Annotated in this window: 10 protein-coding genes; 5 read left to right on the top strand and 5 right to left on the bottom strand. The window is 67.0% G+C overall.

The window, feature by feature from the left end; genetic code table 11:
* Positions 1–11 precede the first annotated feature (11 nt).
* Positions 12–872, bottom strand: a complete 861-nt coding sequence (locus tag NOF53_RS25095) for a DUF6542 domain-containing protein (RefSeq protein WP_255973950.1) — start codon at positions 870–872, stop codon at positions 12–14.
* Between the two features lie 197 nt (positions 873–1069).
* Between NOF53_RS25095 and NOF53_RS25090 the strand changes: the two genes are divergently transcribed.
* Both NOF53_RS25090 and NOF53_RS25085 read left to right on the top strand, forming a co-directional pair.
* Positions 1070–2254, top strand: a complete 1185-nt coding sequence (locus tag NOF53_RS25090; RefSeq protein ID WP_255973948.1) for an exonuclease SbcCD subunit D — start codon at positions 1070–1072, stop codon at positions 2252–2254.
* Positions 2251–5232 (top strand): AAA family ATPase, encoded by a 2982-nt coding sequence (locus tag NOF53_RS25085; protein WP_255973946.1) that lies wholly within the window; start codon positions 2251–2253, stop codon positions 5230–5232. Before NOF53_RS25090 ends, NOF53_RS25085 begins: the two co-directional genes overlap by 4 nt.
* Positions 5233–5239: 7 nt before the next feature.
* On the opposite strand, the gene NOF53_RS25080 is transcribed toward NOF53_RS25085, so the two are convergent.
* From NOF53_RS25080 to NOF53_RS25070, 3 genes are all read right to left on the bottom strand, one after another.
* Positions 5240–6481 (bottom strand): AI-2E family transporter, encoded by a 1242-nt coding sequence (locus NOF53_RS25080; protein WP_374212666.1) that lies wholly within the window; start codon positions 6479–6481, stop codon positions 5240–5242.
* Positions 6482–6634: 153 nt separating this feature from the next.
* A complete protein-coding gene (locus NOF53_RS25075) occupies positions 6635–6826 on the bottom strand; it encodes a YbdD/YjiX family protein (RefSeq protein WP_255974026.1) in 192 nt (63 codons plus the stop codon).
* A complete protein-coding gene (locus NOF53_RS25070) occupies positions 6819–9122 on the bottom strand; it encodes a carbon starvation CstA family protein (RefSeq protein WP_255973944.1) in 2304 nt (767 codons plus the stop codon). Before NOF53_RS25070 ends, NOF53_RS25075 begins: the two co-directional genes overlap by 8 nt.
* 231 nt (positions 9123–9353) lie before the next feature.
* On the opposite strand from NOF53_RS25070, the gene NOF53_RS25065 reads away from it, so the two are divergent.
* From NOF53_RS25065 to NOF53_RS25055, 3 genes are all read left to right on the top strand, one after another.
* Positions 9354–10067, top strand: coding sequence for a thioesterase II family protein (locus tag NOF53_RS25065; protein WP_255973942.1), 714 nt, complete (start codon positions 9354–9356; stop codon positions 10065–10067).
* The gene (locus tag NOF53_RS25060; protein WP_255973940.1) at positions 10064–10894 is read left to right on the top strand and encodes an SDR family oxidoreductase; all 831 of its coding nucleotides are present in this window, start codon (positions 10064–10066) and stop codon (positions 10892–10894) included. The genes NOF53_RS25065 and NOF53_RS25060 overlap by 4 nt, the downstream gene beginning before the upstream one ends.
* An 84-nt stretch (positions 10895–10978) precedes the next feature.
* Complete coding sequence (locus tag NOF53_RS25055; protein ID WP_255973938.1) at positions 10979–13906, top strand: non-ribosomal peptide synthetase; 2928 nt, start codon at positions 10979–10981, stop codon at positions 13904–13906.
* Here the strand turns inward: NOF53_RS25055 and NOF53_RS25050 are convergent.
* The gene (locus NOF53_RS25050; protein ID WP_255974024.1) at positions 13885–17277 is read right to left on the bottom strand and encodes a non-ribosomal peptide synthetase; all 3393 of its coding nucleotides are present in this window, start codon (positions 17275–17277) and stop codon (positions 13885–13887) included. The two genes, NOF53_RS25055 and NOF53_RS25050, sit on opposite strands and share 22 nt — an antisense overlap.
* Positions 17278–17301: the final 24 nt, after the last annotated feature.

The following is a 17301-nucleotide window of genomic DNA, read 5'->3' as shown; positions in this document are numbered from 1 at the left end:
GACCGCAGCGGTCAGCGGGGCTGCTCCGTCTCGAACGGCGGTTCGTAGCGGTCCCGGTAGCGCACCTGAGGGATCGGGTGAGCAGGCACGTCGGTGCTCGGTCTGTAGCGTGCCGTCGGCCGCTGCGGGGCCGATCGAGGTGTCTCGGTGGAGCGCGAGGGTTGTGCGCTGCGCGGTACCTGGGTTGCGCGGGGTGCCTGCGCCATCCTGTCGGATACCGGCGGCGGGGGAGTGGGGCGGCCCGACGATGCCGACCGGCGCGCGGGCGGTGCGTCGGCTCGTCGCGCCGACGAGCGAGGGTGCTCCCGCGCAGTACGTTTCTGCCGCATTCTGGTGGCCGTCTGCTCGGCGTCCGGTGCGGTCCGACGAGTGCGCGTGCCCTCACGCGCAGAGCGAGGTGCGCGACGACGTTCCGCCGCGCGGGCCGGCCCGGTACGCCGCTGTTGCAGGAAGAAGAGCCGCAGGCCGCCGATCACCAAGACGGCGACGGTGGCGGCGAGCATGATCGGGAACCGGTTGACCAGCGGGTAGGCGACATTGATGGCAAGGTCTCGTAGTGCGGTGCTGTTCTCGTCCGCGATCAGGCTCTGGCCGAGCGGTACTCCGACGAACAGGATCAGCGGTGGTTGAACGATCGCAGTGAAGAGGGCCCGGTTGCCGGCCGCCAGCACGGCGAGGACACAGCCGAGGAAATAGAACGTCGAGAAGGCTGCCGTGAGTTCGCGCCCCCCGGCCGCATCGGCCGCGAACCCGACACAGGTGACGCCGACGGCCAGAAGAATGACACCCCACCAGGGGAGACCGGGGACCGACCCGACAATCGACTGCCGGTCGAGCGGCACCCCGGAGCGAGCACGTTGGGTTGCAGACACACAACGACAGTAGCGGCAACACGTCGACTATCCCCGTTGGCGTGACCGGTCGGATACCGGACTCGCGCCGTATTTGTGTGGTTCCTCACGAATCGGCGGGGCGACATCGCCCACGGGTCCGGGTGCCGGGTGATCGGTCGTGCGCCACGCGGTCGGGGTGTTCGAGGATGTCGGCATCGTGCTCTACCGTCCGAGACATGAGGATCCTGCACACGTCGGACTGGCACATCGGACGCACGTTCCACGGAGTGGATCTGCTCGCCGATCAGTCCCGGGTGCTCGATTCGATCGCCGCGCTGGTCCGCGAGCACGCGGTAGATGTCGTGGTAGTTCCCGGTGACGTGTACGACCGCTCGATTCCCAGCGCGGACGCCGTCACGGCGTGCAACCGCGGCTTCGAGGCGATCCGCGACGCCGGTGCGGTCATCATCGCAACTTCCGGTAATCACGACTCCGCCGCGCGACTGGGCGCGGGCGCCGCCTTCTCCCGTGCGGGCGGTCTCCACCTGATGACCACGGTGGCCGGCATCACATCGCCGGTAGTGCTGGAGGACGAGCACGGTCCGGTCGCGTTCTACGGAATTCCCTATCTCGAACCGGAGATCACCCGAACTCAGCTCGGTGTCCCCGCTGCCCGATCGCACGCGGAGATTCTCGATGCGGCCATGGATCGGGTGCGGGCAGACCGCGGCGCCAGGATCGCCGACGCGCCGGGTACGCGGTCGGTCGTGTTGGCTCACGCGTTTGTCGTGGGGGCCGAGGCCACAGGGTCGGAACGCTCCATCTCGGTCGGCGGCGTCGAGACGGTGTCGGCGTCGGCGTTCGGTGACGTCGATTACGTGGCGCTGGGCCATCTGCACTCACCGCAGACGCTGACGGAGCACATCCGGTACTCGGGGTCGCCGCTGCCGTACTCCTTCGGTGAGCGCACCCACCGCAAGGCTGTCTTTCTCGTCGACCTCGCTGCGGACGGGCTCCGCCGTGTGGAGCGAGTGGATCTGCCCGTCGTCCGCGGCCTGCGACAACTCACCGGCACTGTGGCGGAGCTACTCGAACGTGAGCACTTCCAGGACGCGGAGGACTGCTACGTGTCCGCGGTCCTCACCGATCCGCAACGCCCCGTGGACGCCATGCGCTCCCTGCAGACCCGTTTTCCGTTCGCCGTCCACCTCGAATGGCAGCGACCGGCAGGCACCGAGGATCTGCGGTACCGCGAGAAGGTGCATGGGCGTAGCGACGTGGAGATCACCCGCAGCTTCCTGACCGATGTGCGCAGCGAGCCGTCCCCGCGCGAAGTACGCCTCGTGGAGGCTGCTCTCGGCTACGCCGACCGTGCCGGGGAAGACACGGCCGGCGTCGTTTCGCTGGAACAGACGGCATGAGGCTGCATCGACTCGAGGTCGAGGCCTTCGGGCCGTTCGCGAATTCTGTCGAGGTCGATTTCGACCGACTCGGTGCCGACGGCCTGTTCCTGCTGCACGGTCATACCGGTGCGGGCAAGACTACGGTCCTCGACGCCGTGGCCTTCGCGCTCTACGGCACTGTTCCCGGCGCGCGGAAGGACGGAAAGCGGCTGCTCTCCGACCATGCTCCGGCAGGGTCGGTGCCGACGGTGACACTCGAGACGACCATCGCCGGCCGCCGCCTCCGACTGGTGCGCAGTCCCGAATTCGACCGCCCGAAGCGGCGCGGTACGGGAACGATCAAGGAGAACGCCAAAGCGACTCTCACGTGGCTGGACGGCCGGGGCGAGAACCTGTCCCGCATCCCCGACATCGCCGAAGAAGTCGGCCGGTTGATGGGAATGAGCGCCGACCAGTTCTTTCAGGTCGTGCTGCTCCCGCAAGGTGAGTTCGCCCGATTCCTGCGTGCCGACAATGAAGAGCGCGGACAGTTGCTCGAGCGGTTGTTCGACACCACCAGGTTCGGGACGGTGGAGGAGTGGTTCCTGAGCAGGCGGCGAACGAGCGCTCACGACCTGGACGAGCATCAGCGTTCCATCGACGTGTTGATCGCCAAGGTGGCGACGGCGGCCGGGATCGAGGGGGGTGCGGACGCCGATCCGGTCACCTGGGCGCACAAACTCGAAGAGGAAGCGCGCGCCACCCGAGATGTGGCCGTCGACGAGCTCGAGGGGGTCAAGTGTGACGCGGCCCGGACCCGTGATGCCTTGGCGGAGGCTCGCCGGATCGTCGAGCTGCAGAACCGGCGCGCCCAGGCAGAAGCCGAACTCACCGAATACGAGGCCGGAGCTTCCGAGCGAGCGGTTCTCGCGGCCGAAGTCGCCGAAGCGCGGCGGGCCGAACCGGTGGCCGCCGTCGTCCGCGAAGCGGACGCCGCCCGCGACAAGGCCGCGATGGCGGCACGGCGGGTTGCCGCCATCGCAGACCGGCTGTGTTCGACGCCCGGCGGTGCAGAGGTGGTCGAGCAACTGTCGTGGCCGCCGAACAATCAAGAGCGTGAACATCTTCGATCATGTATCCGGTCGTGGCGCGACGACGTCGTCCGCCTCGACGGTGTGCTCGCCGAGTCGGAAATTGCAGATCGGCTCGACGCTGAACTCGACCGATTGCGCGCCCGGCAATTCGCACTCGCCGACACTCGTGCGGAGCTTTCCCGCGAACGCGAGGAATTGCCCGGAGCCATCCGGGACGCGGAACGAGCTCTCGACGAGGCCGAGAATGCTCGCGTGTCTTTGCCTGCGCTCGAGGACGTTCGCGCTCGTGCGGCCGACGCCGCAGCGGCGGCCGCCGAGCTCCGCACGTGCCGGGCGGGACGCGGCGCACTCGAACGCGCCGTGCTGGGCGCCCGGCAAGAACACCAAGATGCGCGGGAACACTGGCTCACCCTGCTGCAGCGCCGGATCTTGGGCATGGCTGCCGAACTCGCGAGCACGCTCGAGGATGGTGAACCGTGTCAGGTGTGCGGTTCGGTAGAGCACCCCGCCCCGGCGGCAGCGTCCGAGCTGTTGGTCACCAAGGCCGATGAGGATTCGGCCCTCGCGGCGGAACAGCAGGCCGCGGCGAAGGTGAACACCGCGGTGGAGGCTCTGACAACGGCAGAACGCGCAATCGACGTCCTGGTCCAGCGTTGCGGCGACGGTGATGTAGCGGAACTCGACGTAGAACTCGCCGCCGCCGAGGCGGCGGTACACCGTGCGACCGAACTCGGTGAGCGGGCCGCATCGCGGGCTCAGCATCTCGGTGAACTCCGCGACCGCGAGTCGCAGCTGCACGCTCGTTCGCATGATCTGGCGGTCGACGCTGCCACCGTCGCCGAGAAGATCACCTCGGGAGTGGCGCAACTCGAGGAGATTCGGGCACGGGTGAGTGAGGCAGCAGATGACGACCGCAGTCCCGCGGCCCGCCGCTCCCGCATCGAGGTGCTGGCGGATGCCGCATCGGATCTGCTCGATGCGCGGGACGAGGGGGCAGTAGCAGAGGCTTCGGCTGGGGAACTCGCGGCGAAGGCCGAATTGCTCTCTCGCGAAGCCGGATTCGCTGAAACCAGCGCCGCGGTGGCAGCGGTGCGCTCCGTCGCCCGGCAGGACGAGATCGACGCCCTTCTCACGGCTGCCCGTGATGCCGAGGTCGGGGCACGCCGGGTCCTCGACGATCCCGAGATCGTCGCGGTCGCCGATGCGCCGCCAGTCGATCTGGTGTCTGCCCAGCAGGCGCACGACGCCGCGGCAGAGGCAGTGAACGTCGCTGTGGCAGTAGCGTCTGAGGCGGAACGCCGGCTACTCGATCTCGAGCGTTACGCCGGTCAGCTCGAGAGAACTGCCGCGGCAATCGCCCCGATGCAGGCGGAACACGAGGAACTGGCTGCTCTCGCCGAGGTGATCGCCGGCCGTGGTCAGAACTCACGGAAGATGTCGCTGCGGTCCTACGTTCTCGCGGCACGGCTCGAGGAAGTCGCGGTCTCGGCGTCCGCCCGGCTGAGCCGGATGTCTGCTGGACGTTACTCGTTCGTGCACACCGACGAGGCAGGTCCGCGTGGTCGTCGTGGCGGCCTCGGACTCGACATCCGCGACGACTACACCGGCGTTGTTCGGTCGGCGAAGACACTGTCCGGCGGCGAGTCGTTTCTTGCGTCGCTGTCGTTGGCGCTCGGTCTCGCCGACGTGGTCGCGGCGGAGTCCGGTGGCGTCGTCCTCGACACCATGTTCATCGACGAGGGGTTCGGCACGCTCGACGCCGACACGCTCGATTCGGTGATGGGCGTGCTCGACGAATTGCGGGACGGGGGTCGCGTGGTCGGTATCGTCAGCCACGTCGACGAGATGCGTCAGCGAATTCCCAGCCGACTCCACGTGATTCGCGGCCGGACCGGTTCGACGGTCGAGGTGATCGCGGGTTGAGCGCCGATCACCCGGCATTCGGTGTGATGGATTTGGGGGCGATACCTTTGGGCGCGACGGCGGCTTCGTCGATCGTCACACCCTCCCGCTCGGCATCGTCGATGTCCTCGTCGGCGGCGACGTCGTCGGGGATGTTGGCTTCGGCACTCTTCTCGTCGATCTGTTCGCCGATGTAGCGCACCGCGACGGCGGCCACGGCGGCGGCAGGCACCGCGAGGAAGGCGCCGACGATGCCGAACACCGAGGCGCCCGCCGTGACGGCGAGCAGCACCACGACCGCGTGTAGTTTCATGCTCTTGCTCTGCAGGACGGGCTGCAGCACGTTGCCTTCGATCTGCTGCACCACCAGGATGATGATCAGCACGATCACCGCGGTGGTGAGCCCGTTGGCCACCAAGGCGACGAGGACGGCGAGAGCGCCGGCGACGAACGCACCGACGATCGGGATGAAGCCACCGATGAACGTCAGGATCGCGAGGACCGGTGCGAGGGGTACGCCGAGAATGAGCAGCCCCGCGCCGATGAACACCGCGTCGATGAGGCTCACGAGTGCCTGCGTTCGGATGAACCCGCCGAGCGTCTCCCACATCCGGCTGAGCACCACTTCGAGGTGACGGCCGGCGCGGCCGCCGCTCACGGAGTGGAGCCAGGGGAGGAAGCGCGGTCCGTCCTTGATGAAGAAGAACGACAGAACCAGCACCAGGCCGAGCGTGATCAGCAGGGAGCTGGCGGTGCTGACGCCGGTGAACACGCCGGACGCGATGACCGTTCCACTTTCCTGGACCTTGGTGACGATGGTGTGGATTCCCTCGTCGATTTGATCGTCCTTGAGGTTGATCGGCGGGCCCTGCAACCAGTCCTGCACCTGGTTGATGCCCTCGGTGGCCTTGTTGGCCAGCTCCGGAGCCTGGCTGACCACCGAGGGCACGATGCCCGCGATGATGCCCGCGAGCACCGCAATGAACAGAACGAGCGTGGTTGCGGCGGCCGCCGCCGAGGGCATGCCCCGTTTGGTCATCGCCCGCGTCGGCGGCCACAGCACGGTGCACACGACGATCGCGAGCAGGACGGGGAGGACGATCACCCAGAGTTTCTCGATGATCCACCCGAACAACAATGCGCCCAGCGCGATCGCGACGAGAACGAGCGACCACTTGGCCAGCCACATCCCGCCGAGTCCGATGAGATGCCCGCGGTCGGGTTTGGTGATGTCCTGCCCTGGCGCTGCCGGGGCTCCCTGCTCCGCCACAGTTGGTCCTCCCTCGTCTTGCAGACGTATCTGCCATATCGCTCCTGTGCCGCCCCGGTGCCGCGCTGACGCGGACCGGTGACCGCACTGACCACGTGTGCCGACTCTCCGTCCGCCGATCGTACTGACAGCGCGCCGCGCCGTCGTGTGAGGTCAGCAGCAGCGGGCACCCGGATTCGCGTCGGCGTCCGCGTAGCGCGCCTTCCAGTACTCGCGCTCGGTCGGCACCTCGGCGTCCGGATGGTTCCGGCGAAGGTGCTCGACGTACCTGCTGTAGTCGTGGTCGCCCATCAGCGACCCCGCCCACCACCAGGCGGTTCGGACGGCCCCGACGACCCTATTCATCATGGTGATGTGCCCTGTCCGTGTGGGTGTGCGCGGCACCGGGTGCGCGCACGACGCCCGACGCGATGAGTTCGTTCCATTCCTTGTCGAGTTCCTTCTCGGCGGCGGTGGGGACGAACCCGGCAGGTGCGAAGATCTTCGACGGTTGCTCGGGTGACTCGGTGGTCGGCAGTCCACCCGCCCGGAACGCTCTGATGCACACGATCAGTCCGGCCGCCACCACGACGAGGACGAGTCCGGCGAACACGATCGACAGCGTTCCCTGGATGAACGTGTTGCGGATGACCGCGTCGATGGCGTCCGGGGTCTTCGCGGAACCGAAGCTGGTCTTGCCGGCTTCCTTGGCATCTTTGAAAGCAGCGTGCTGGGACCAGTAGCCGATGGACGTGTTGCCGGAGAAGATCTTCTGCCACGATGCGGTCATCGTGACGATCAGGTCCCAGACGAGCGGCACCCCGGGAATCCACGCCCACTTGAAGAGGCCCTTCTTCATGACGACGGCGAGGACCACGGTCAGGGCGATTGCGGCGAGCAGCTGGTTCGCGATGCCGAAGAGCGGGAAAAGGGTATTGATTCCGCCGAGCGGGTCGGTGACGCCCATCAGCAGGATGGCGCCCCAGAGTCCGACGACCGCCAGCGAGCAGACCCATGCTCCGACGCGCCACGACGGATCCTTGAACTTGCGGGCCGGGCCACCGAAGTTGCCCAGGGAATCGGAGAGCATGAACCGGGCGACACGAGTGCCTGCGTCGACGGTGGTGAGGATGAACAGCGCCTCGAACATGATGGCGAAGTGATACCAGAACGACTTCAGGGCTGCGCCGCCGAGGAACTGACTGAGCACTTCCGACATGCCGAAGGCGAGTGTGGGTGCGCCACCGGTGCGGGAGATGATCGATTCCTCGCCGACGTTCTCGGCGGCTTCGGAGATGGTACCGGGTGAGATGTCAGGACTGGTCAGTCCGAGCCCGTTCACGTAATCGGCTGCAGTTTCCGGGGTTCCGCCGGTGAGGGTGGACGGGGCATTGAGCACGAAGTACAGGTGCTGGTCGATGATGCAGGCCGTGACGAGCGCCATGATGGCTACGAACGACTCGGTGAGCATGCCGCCGTAGCCGATCAGCCGCATCTGCTTTTCCTTCGCCAGCAGCTTGGGCGTGGTGCCGGAGGAGATGAGGGCGTGGAAACCGGACAGCGCGCCGCACGCGATCGTGATGAACAGGAACGGGAACAGCGAGCCCGCGAAGGCGGGGCCGTTGCCCTCGATGGCGAACGTGGTGACATCCGGCATCTTGATGGTGGGCTGCGCGACCAGGATTCCGACGGCCAGCAGGATGATCGTGCCGATCTTCATGAACGTCGACAGGTAGTCGCGGGGGGCCAGTAGCAGCCACACGGGCAGGACGGATGCGGCGAAACCGTAGGCGAGTATCAGCCAGGCGATGGTGACCTTGGAGAGCGTGAACCAGTCGGCGCCCCAGCCGGTGTCGGCGACCCAACCGCCGGACACGATGGCGAGCAGCAGCAGCACGACGCCGATCAGCGACACCTCCGCGACCTTGCCGGGACGGAGATACCGCAGGTAGACGCCCATGAAGAGGGCGATCGGGATGGTCATCGCAATGGAGAAGACACCCCACGGGCTTTCGGCGAGCGCGTTGACGACGACCAGCGCCAGGACGGCGATGAGAATGATCATGATGACGAAGACGCCGATCATGGCGGCGACACCACCGACCACGCCGAGTTCGTCCCGGGCCATCTGACCGAGGCTGCGTCCACGGCGTTTCGTCGAGATCCACAGGACGAGGAAATCCTGGACGGCTCCTGCGAAGACGACGCCGATGATGATCCACAGGGTGCCGGGCAGGTAGCCCATCTGCGCGGCGAGGACGGGGCCGACGAGAGGGCCTGCGCCGGCGATGGCGGCGAAGTGGTGGCCGAACAGCACCCGCCGGTCCGTCGGCATGTAGTCCTTGCCGTTCTCCAGGATCTCGGCGGGGGTGGCCCGGTCGTCACGGGGTTGGACGAGTTTGCGCTCGATCAGCCGTGCGTAGAAGCGGTAGGCGATGAGGTAGGTGCAGACGGCTGCGACCACGAACCACACGGCACTGATGTCTTCACCGCGGACGAACGCGATCATGGCCCAGGCGATGCCGCCGACAATGCCGAGGACGATGAAGACGATCCGTGCCGTCGGGGAAATCGTGGTGCGGTCTACGACTCCCACTGGTGGCAGATCGGGGTCCGTCCTCAGATATTCGACCTCGGGCTCGGGGGCGGCTTTCAGAGCCATCGCGATCTCCTTTCCAGCGTTCCCGTCGTCATTGTGTGGCAGGGGAACGGTGTCGACACGGCTCACGGTGTTGTGGCCTCCGCCACACTATTGCCCCCAGATTGCCAGTGTGGGCCGACACGGAAAAATGTCTCCCGTTTATGTGGAGGCAAACCCGGGCAGGCTGAAGGGAGAGCCCGGGGAGTGTCGGAGCCGCCGGACTCGACGAGCTTCGTCGAACGGAGACGCGCGATGGATGGGACCGTGCTCGTATGCCTGCCGTATGCCGGTTCCGGTGCGTCGTTCTTCCGCGGGTGGCGCGGTTTCGCTCCGCGAGGGCTCGATGTCGTCCCGCTGCAACTGCCCGGGCGCGAGGAGCGCTTCGTGGAACCTCCGCTCACCGAGGTCGCGGAGGCCGTCGACGATCTCCTGCCCCGGGTGCTGCCGATCGGGCGAGATGCGGAGCGGGTCGCGATCTTCGGACACAGCCTGGGTGCGGTTCTCGCCTACGAGCTCGCCCATCGCCTGGCCGGTGAGGCCGGTGTGCCCCTGACACATCTGTTCGTGAGCGGGTCGCCCGGGCCCGCGACGGTCCGTGAGATCCGCGCTTCGCTGCTGGATGACAAGGGGTTTCTCGCGCAGGTGCACGAACTGGCCGGTTACTCGCATCCGGCGTTGGAGAATCCCGAACTACGCGAACTTCTCCTCCCGGTCCTCCGCGCCGACGTCGAGATGCACGAGAATTACCGGCCGCCGCCGCACTCACTACTGGACATCTCCGTGACGGCACTTCGCGGACGTGAGGACCACCTCGTCAGCGCGGAACAGGCAGCCCAGTGGAAAGAGGTGACCACGGCCGAGGCCACGGTGGTGGAACTCGACGGTGGCCACATGTACCTCACCGACCATCCGCACTCCCTCCTGCGACTCGTTGCGTCCCGCCTCGCAGGAACCGACTCGCGATGAGCCCCGCGCTGGAGGGGAAGACCGCCGTCGTCACCGGAGCTGCGCGGGGCATCGGACGTGCCTGTGCGATCGACTTCGCCGCGGGGGGTGCTGACCTGATGCTGCTCGACGTGTCCCGGGACATTGCGGGTGTTCCGTATCCGATGGGCTCGACGAGCCAGCTCGAGTACACCGCCGACCTGTGCCGCGACCACGGAGTGGCGGTGCTGACCCGTGCGGTGGATGTGCGGGTGCGCAGCGAGATCGACGCCGCCGTCGACGCGGCACACGAACGTTTCGGTCACGTCGACGTGCTGGTCAACAACGCAGGGATCGCGGCGCCGTCGGGAAAGCTCGTACACGAAATCGACGAGGACGAATGGCAGTTGATGATCGATGTCGACCTCTCGGGGGCGTGGCGGGCGATCGCGGCAACAGGGCGGATCATGGTGGCGCAACGCAGCGGCAGCATCATCAACATCAGTTCCACGGCGGGCATCGTCGGCTACAGCCGCTTCGCCGGTTATGTTGCCGCCAAACACGGACTGGTCGGACTGACCAAGGCCGTCGCACTGGACTACGCGCCGAGTGGCGTACGCGTGAATGCACTGTGCCCCGGTTCGGTCCGCGACAGCCCAGCGTTCGAAGGGCGGATGCTGTCCGAGATCGCTCGATCGCTCGGCATCCGAGTGGAGGAGCACGAGTCCGTGTTCGTGCAGTCGCAACCGGGCAATGCACTCATCGAACCCGAGGATGTCGCTGCGGCTGCCCGGTGGCTCGCCTCCGACGACTCGAGGCGAGTCACCGGATCGGTCGTCACGGTCGACGGAGGGTTCTCGGCTCGTTGACAGGCCGTCCGTCTGGAAGCTGCGGCGATGCGCCGGGCGTATCTCCGTACTCACTTCGAGGCGTTTCTTGGGTAGAATCGGCTTATGCACCAATCCCATTGGGGTCGGGCTGGGCTGGCGCGCACGGCGTACGGCCATGCACTGTCGGTGCGCATTCCCGCGGGCTCCTCGGCCGAAAACCTCTCGGCCGAAAGCTTCTCGGCCGCAGAACAATGGAACGACGATGCAATCGCTCGCACCCTCGAAGCCGCGAGTAGCCGGTGGTGGGGCAACGACGCTCCGCATCCGCGGCTGTGGATCGAACGCGTCGCCGCCGCCTCCACCGACTCGGTAGCACGGCGAAGACTCGATGCCGAGTTACGCCGGCCGATGAGTATCGACGGGCCCGTGATGCGGGTTGTGCTGTTGCGGTACTCGGACGGTGCGGCGGATCTCGTCGTCACCGCGGATCGCCGGGACCTGGACCCGCCGTCTCTTGCCGCGGTAGCAGATGTCCTGGTGGGCAACCGCAGTGCCGAACCACTCACCGCAGAACCCCTGCGACAACGCCTCGACGGGCGCGCCCTGGAAGCACCGCCTACGACAGGTATGCGTGGACGCACGGGCTTCTCCTGGGTGACAGGTGAGGAACCGGGCCCACACCCAGCGCCGGTCCAGGTATCGCTCGGGCGACCTCCGTGCGACATCGCAGTCCGGGTAGCGCTCGCGGCTGGGAGAGTCCTCGGTCGGTACGAAGACCTCGACACGGTGCGGGTCGGTCTGTGGTCTCCGGATTCCGAGAGACCCGTGGATGTCCTGGGCGGATTCGACAAGTTCGACGTACTCTCGGTCGACTGCGCCGAACATCCTGCGAACGAGGACATTCCGCGATCGTGGACCGCGCCGGGTGACGACACGGAACCGCAGCGTATCGGTGTCCTCAGCGGCGCCCGTGGATGCCCGGGTACGGCGCAGCATTGGCTGGCCTGTCACAGCCCACCGTTTCCCCTCACGCTCGCCGTGGCGATCAGTGAGGCGGGGGACGCAACGCTCGCGGTGTACGCGCAACCGTATGTGGTGAACGCACAGGCAGCACGGCAATTCGCGCAGCACGCGGTCGAGATCTTTCGCCGCCTCGGGACTGCGGAAGTTTCGGGCTCCACGTGCGACGACGTGTTCGTGTCCGAGGACGATAGTCTCCGGGTTGCCGAATTGGGAGCGCACGTCGCAGCGGACCGGTCACAGCGGATCGACACCGTGTTCCGGCAGCGGGCCCGCGAGCGCCCGAACTCGGTTGCCCTGGTACAGGGTCGCCGCACCCTCACCTATGGTGAACTGGACGAGCACTCCCGCTGGGCCGCAGTCGGACTTCGGGAATGTGGCGTCGAACCCGGTCATCGTGTGGGCTTGTGCCTGGACCGCTCCATCGAGCTCGTCGTCACGATGCTGGCGATCCTCGAGGTGGGTGCGGCGTTCGTCCCCATGGACATCCGCCATCCCCCGGACCGTCTCGAGTACACCGCCGGTGACGCCGGGATCCGCCTGGTCGTCACCGATCGAACGAACACGAGCTGGGGGGATGGAATCCGCTCGCTGACTCCGCAGGATCTCGACGGCGCGGCGAGTGCTGCCCACCCCGACGGGGCCGTCGCATCCGGACTCGGGACGGAAATGAGTGACGGCACCGCAGTGGCGTACGTGATCTATACGTCGGGATCGACGGGTCGTCCCAAGGGTGTGCTGATTCCCCACTGCAATGTGCTCGCTCTCATGGCTGCCACGGAGGACGAATTCGCCCTCACGCCCGACGACACCTGGTCGATGTTCCACTCGTCGGCGTTCGATTTCTCGGTCTGGGAAATCTGGGGTGCGCTGCTGACGGGCGCCCGGCTGGTCATCGTGCCGTACTGGATATCCCGCTCACCGGTCGAATTCCACACGCTCCTCGAGGAGGAAGGTGTGAGCGTGCTGAGCCAAACGCCCTCGGCGTTCGGGCAACTGACGGTGGCGGACCGTGAACTGCCGAGCTTGGCACACCTCCGGTTGGTCGTGTTCGGTGGAGAGTCACTCGACACGCGCATGCTCGTGCCCTGGATGGACCGCTATCCGGAATCCAGGTGCCGATTGGTCAACATGTACGGGACCACCGAGACCACCGTTCACGTCACCGCCCACACGGTGACCCGACGGGACGCGTTGTCGAATTCGAAGGTGGTGGGCAAGGCGTTGCAGGGTTGGTCCGTGCACGTTCTCGACGATTGCGGCCGCCCCGTGCCGGCAGGTGTGACCGGTGAAATTTGTGTCGGTGGGGTCGGCGTCGCGCTGGGGTACCTGAACCGGCCCGAGCTGACCGAGGAGCGGTTCGTATCCCGGCGGGAAGGCGAAAAGCTGTATCGCACAGGAGATCGGGGCCGCCTTCACGGTGGCGGCACCCTCGAACACCTGGGCCGGCTGGATACGCAGGTTCAACTCCGCGGGTTCCGGGTGGAACTCGGTGAGGTACGGGGTGTCCTGCTCGATGACCCCGAGGTCACGGCTGCGGCAGTGGTGGCCACGGACACCGAAGACGATCCGGCAGGACCGGGCATCGACGCGTACGTGATCTCGCGCGACGGGAAAGCGGGGTCGATACGGCAACGCGCCGCCACGTTCCTGCCCGACTACATGCTGCCGCGCACGATCACCGTGGTCGAGACCCTGCCCCTCACTATCAACGGCAAACTGGACGTCGCCCGGCTTCCGGTGCCGGAGCGCCACTTCCCGACGCCGCCCACTCGGCCATCGCACGCGACGTCGACGAACGACCTGGCCGCCACTCTCACCGACATCTGGGAATCCGTCCTCGGTGTGCCCGTCGGCGCCGACGACAACCTGTTCGAACTCGGCGGAAACTCGTTGTGCGCCATCAAGGCCGACAGCATGATGCGAAGACTCGGCCTACCGGTACTCCCGATGCGGGAGTTGTATCTCCGGCCGAGTGTTCGGGGAATTTGCGACACCTTGAACAGGCTCTATCCGCCGGCGGACAGGTAGCGTTCGACGACAGGCCCGATCTCCTGCGCCGGTTCGGGCTGTGTCATGTCGTTGTGACGACACGCGACCGAATGTTCGTGGATGGTTCCGGCAACCGAAGTCCGCCAGGCTTCGACGGCGTGTGCGCCGCCGCCGTCCTGCGCCGCTTCGGCCGCGGTGAAGAACAGGAGATCACCGTCGAACGACGCCGGCGTGAATCGGCCGAGCATGCGCGTGGAGTTCGCGTACCCCTCGTTGATTCGTCGAAGATGCTCGGCGGTGAGCCCGGCCACGGCCGATCCATATGCCCGCTGTATCCGGAGAGCGGCCTCGCCGTACGTCAGGTCCTCGTCACCGGCCTCCGCCCCGGCATCGACGCCGAGGCCCGCGAGCAGCTCGCGGATCGGCAATGTCGCCGCGTGGTCCCCCTCCGGATTGCCGGGATAGCTGTCCAGGAGAACCAGCGCCGCGACCTCGTCACCGTCGCATCGCAGTGCGGTGGCCATGGCGTGGGCGATTGTCCCGCCGAGCGACCAGCCGAGGAGATGGTACGGGCCGTTCGGCTGGATCGCCTTGACCTCGTCGACGTATCGCCGGGCCAGTTCCTCGATCGATTCGTAGTTCGGACCGCCGCTGAGGGCGGGTAATTGCAGCCCGTACACGGGACGGTCCGGCGAGAGGTGACGCACGAGTGAGGTGTAGGCCCAGGCCAACCCGATCCCGGCATGGACACAGAACAGAGGCGGTCGGGACCCACCGGGGTGGAGGGGAACGAGCACCCGCAGTGCCGCGTCGATCGCGCCTGCATCGCTGCGGGCGGAATCAGATTCGGCATCGAGACGCCTGGCCAGTCCCGCTGCAGTCGGATCGAGGAACAACGCTTGCAGCGGGACCGCGCGTCCGAGCCGCTCCTCCACAGCGGTGACGACGCCTATCGCGGTGAGCGAGGTGCCACCGAGCGCGAAGAAGTCTTCGTCCACGCCGATCCGTCCGGCGTCGTCGTCACCGCCCTCCGGCCGAAGTGCCTCTTGGAACGCGTGGAGAACGGCGCGTTCGGTCGCGGTTCGAGGACCCCGTAACGGGGTGGACTCCGAATGGAAGGCCGGCTCCGGCAGGGCGCTACGGTCCAGCTTCCCGGCGGGGGTGAGCGGGATGTGGTCGAGGTGAACGATCGCGGCGGGGATCATGTGCGCCGGAAGCAGTTGCGACAGGTATGCGGTCAGTTCCGCCGGGTCGGCGGATCTCGTGTCGGATCGTATGTACGTGACGATTGCAGGGACGCCGCCCGGACCGGGTCTGCTGATGGTGGCGGCGAAGGAGACGTCCGGGTGTGTGGTGAGCGCCGTGTCGATCTCCCCCGGTTCGATCCGGAAACCTCGGATCTTGATCTGGAAGTCGGTGCGGCCCAGATGCTCGAGCGTGCCGTCGGCACGCGAGCGCACCAGGTCGCCGGTGCGGTACATCCTGTCACCGAACTTCGTGAAGGGACAGGCCACGAAGTGGTGCGCCGTCGTCCCGGGCCGGGCGTTGTATCCACGGGCAAGTCCCGGGCCGGCGAGATACAGTTCGCCGGGCGTGCCCGCCGGGACGGGATGGAGTCGGTCGTCGAGCACGGCAGCGACAAATCCGCGGGTGGGCCGGCCGATGGTGACGGGATCGCCGGAAGTGAGCGGCTCACTCATGTGCGACATGATGGTCGTTTCCGTAGGACCGTACGCGTTGACCATGCGACGGCCGGGCGCCCAGCGCGAGGCGAGGGCCGAGGGACACGACTCGCCCGCGACGGTGAGTACCCGAACGGTGTCGAGGCCGTCGGGTTCGAGGGTGGCCAGCGCCGTGGGGGTGATGAACGCGTGGGTGACCCCTTCCCGAACGAAGAACTCCGCCAGCGCAGGCCCGCCGTAGGTCATCGGGGGCGCGATGGTCACGCTCGCACCGGCACAGAACGCCATCGTCATCTCGAAGATCGACGCATCGAAGCTGGGGGACGCCAGGTGGGATACCCGCGCTTCGGGAGTGACACCCAGCCGTACCCGTTCCTGTTCGGCGAGATCGGCGAGACCGCGGTGGGTGAGCACGACACCCTTCGGTGTCCCCGTCGATCCGGAGGTGTAGATCAGATACGCGGGGTGGCCCAGGCGGAGAGTCGTGGTGCGGTCGGCGTCGGTGACGACGGCAGCGGGGAGGCCCTGGAGGTGCTCGTCGAATCCGGGTTCGTCGAGAACCAGCCACGACAGCGCCTCGGGAAGCTTCGCCCGGTACTCGGACACGGTGATGCCGAGTCGCGCGCCGCAGTCGTCGAGCATGTGGGAGATGCGCGCAGGGGGATAGGTGGGGTCTACCGGCACGAGGGCCGCCCCGGTCTTCACCACCGCCCACAGCGTGAGCACGGATGCGATCGAGCGGGGGAGGGCCGACGCGACAGCCTGTTCCGGTCCGGCGCCGCGCTGCACCAGCATCCGCGCCAGCCTGTTGGACCGTTCGTCGAGTTCCCGGTAGGTGAGGTGGCGGCCCTCGCAGGAGACGGCCACGTCTTCTCGACGGGCCTGCGCGGCGACTGCGAGGAGTTCCGACCACAGGTGTGGAGTGGACGCGGGCAGTCCTGCGGTGGGGACTTCCTCGTCACCGAGTCGGATGTCGCCGACCACGATCGCAGGGTCGGCGACGATCTGTTCGAGAATGCGGAGGAAACGGTTCGCGAAACCGGTGATCGTCGCAGGGTCGAACAGATCTGTGGCATAGGTGAATCCGGCGGCGATTCCCATCGGCTCCCCGGTGCTGTCGAGTTTCTCGGTGACCACCAGCTCGAGATCGACCTTGGCTGTCGCCGGTGCGGTCTCTGCCGGATGGACTGTGAGACCGGGAATCTCGAGGTCGTGCGGCGCGCTGCTGTCGAATTCGAGGGACACCTGGAACAACGGGGAATGCGCTGTCGAGCGGACCGGAGCGAGTGCCTCGACGAGTTGCTCGAACGGCAGGTCGGCGTGAATGAACGCTCCGAGATCGACTTCCCGGGTGTCGTCGAGGAGTTCGGTGAACGACTCGGCTCCCGTCACCCGAGTGCGCAATACCAGTGTATTGACGAACATGCCGACGAGGTCGTCGAGGGCGGGTTCGGCGCGGCCCGCGATCGGTGTGCCGATGACGATGTCCTCGGTGCCGGTCAGCCGGGACAGCAGGGCGGCGAAGGCGGCATGCAACGTCATGAAGAGCGTTGAATTGCTCGCGCGCGCCATGGAACGCAGCTGCCGATGGAGTTCGGGACCGATGCCGAACCCGCGGCGATCACCGCGGAGTGTGCGTTGTGGTGGTCGTGGGTGGTCGGTGGGGTGGGGGAGGAGGTCGGGGAGTGTGTGGAGGGTGTTTTTCCAGTAGTGGAGTTGGGTGGTGATGAGGCTGTGGGGGTCTTCGGTGGT

This window comes from Rhodococcus tibetensis (genome assembly GCF_024438035.1).
In the GTDB taxonomy this organism is placed as follows: domain Bacteria; phylum Actinomycetota; class Actinomycetes; order Mycobacteriales; family Mycobacteriaceae; genus Rhodococcus_F; species Rhodococcus_F tibetensis.
Note: the sequence above shows the minus strand (reverse complement) of the source record. Positions and strands in the feature narration are given on the sequence as shown.

Coding starts and splice junctions, on each gene's coding strand:
- NOF53_RS25090 (WP_255973948.1), top strand. CDS start 1,070: ATGAGGATCCTGCACACGTCGGACTGGCACATCGGACGCACGTTCCAC.
- NOF53_RS25085 (WP_255973946.1), top strand. CDS start 2,251: ATGAGGCTGCATCGACTCGAGGTCGAGGCCTTCGGGCCGTTCGCGAAT.
- NOF53_RS25075 (WP_255974026.1), bottom strand. CDS start 6,826: ATGAATAGGGTCGTCGGGGCCGTCCGAACCGCCTGGTGGTGGGCGGGG.
- NOF53_RS25070 (WP_255973944.1), bottom strand. CDS start 9,122: ATGGCTCTGAAAGCCGCCCCCGAGCCCGAGGTCGAATATCTGAGGACG.
- NOF53_RS25065 (WP_255973942.1), top strand. CDS start 9,354: ATGGATGGGACCGTGCTCGTATGCCTGCCGTATGCCGGTTCCGGTGCG.
- NOF53_RS25060 (WP_255973940.1), top strand. CDS start 10,064: ATGAGCCCCGCGCTGGAGGGGAAGACCGCCGTCGTCACCGGAGCTGCG.
- NOF53_RS25055 (WP_255973938.1), top strand. CDS start 10,979: ATGCACCAATCCCATTGGGGTCGGGCTGGGCTGGCGCGCACGGCGTAC.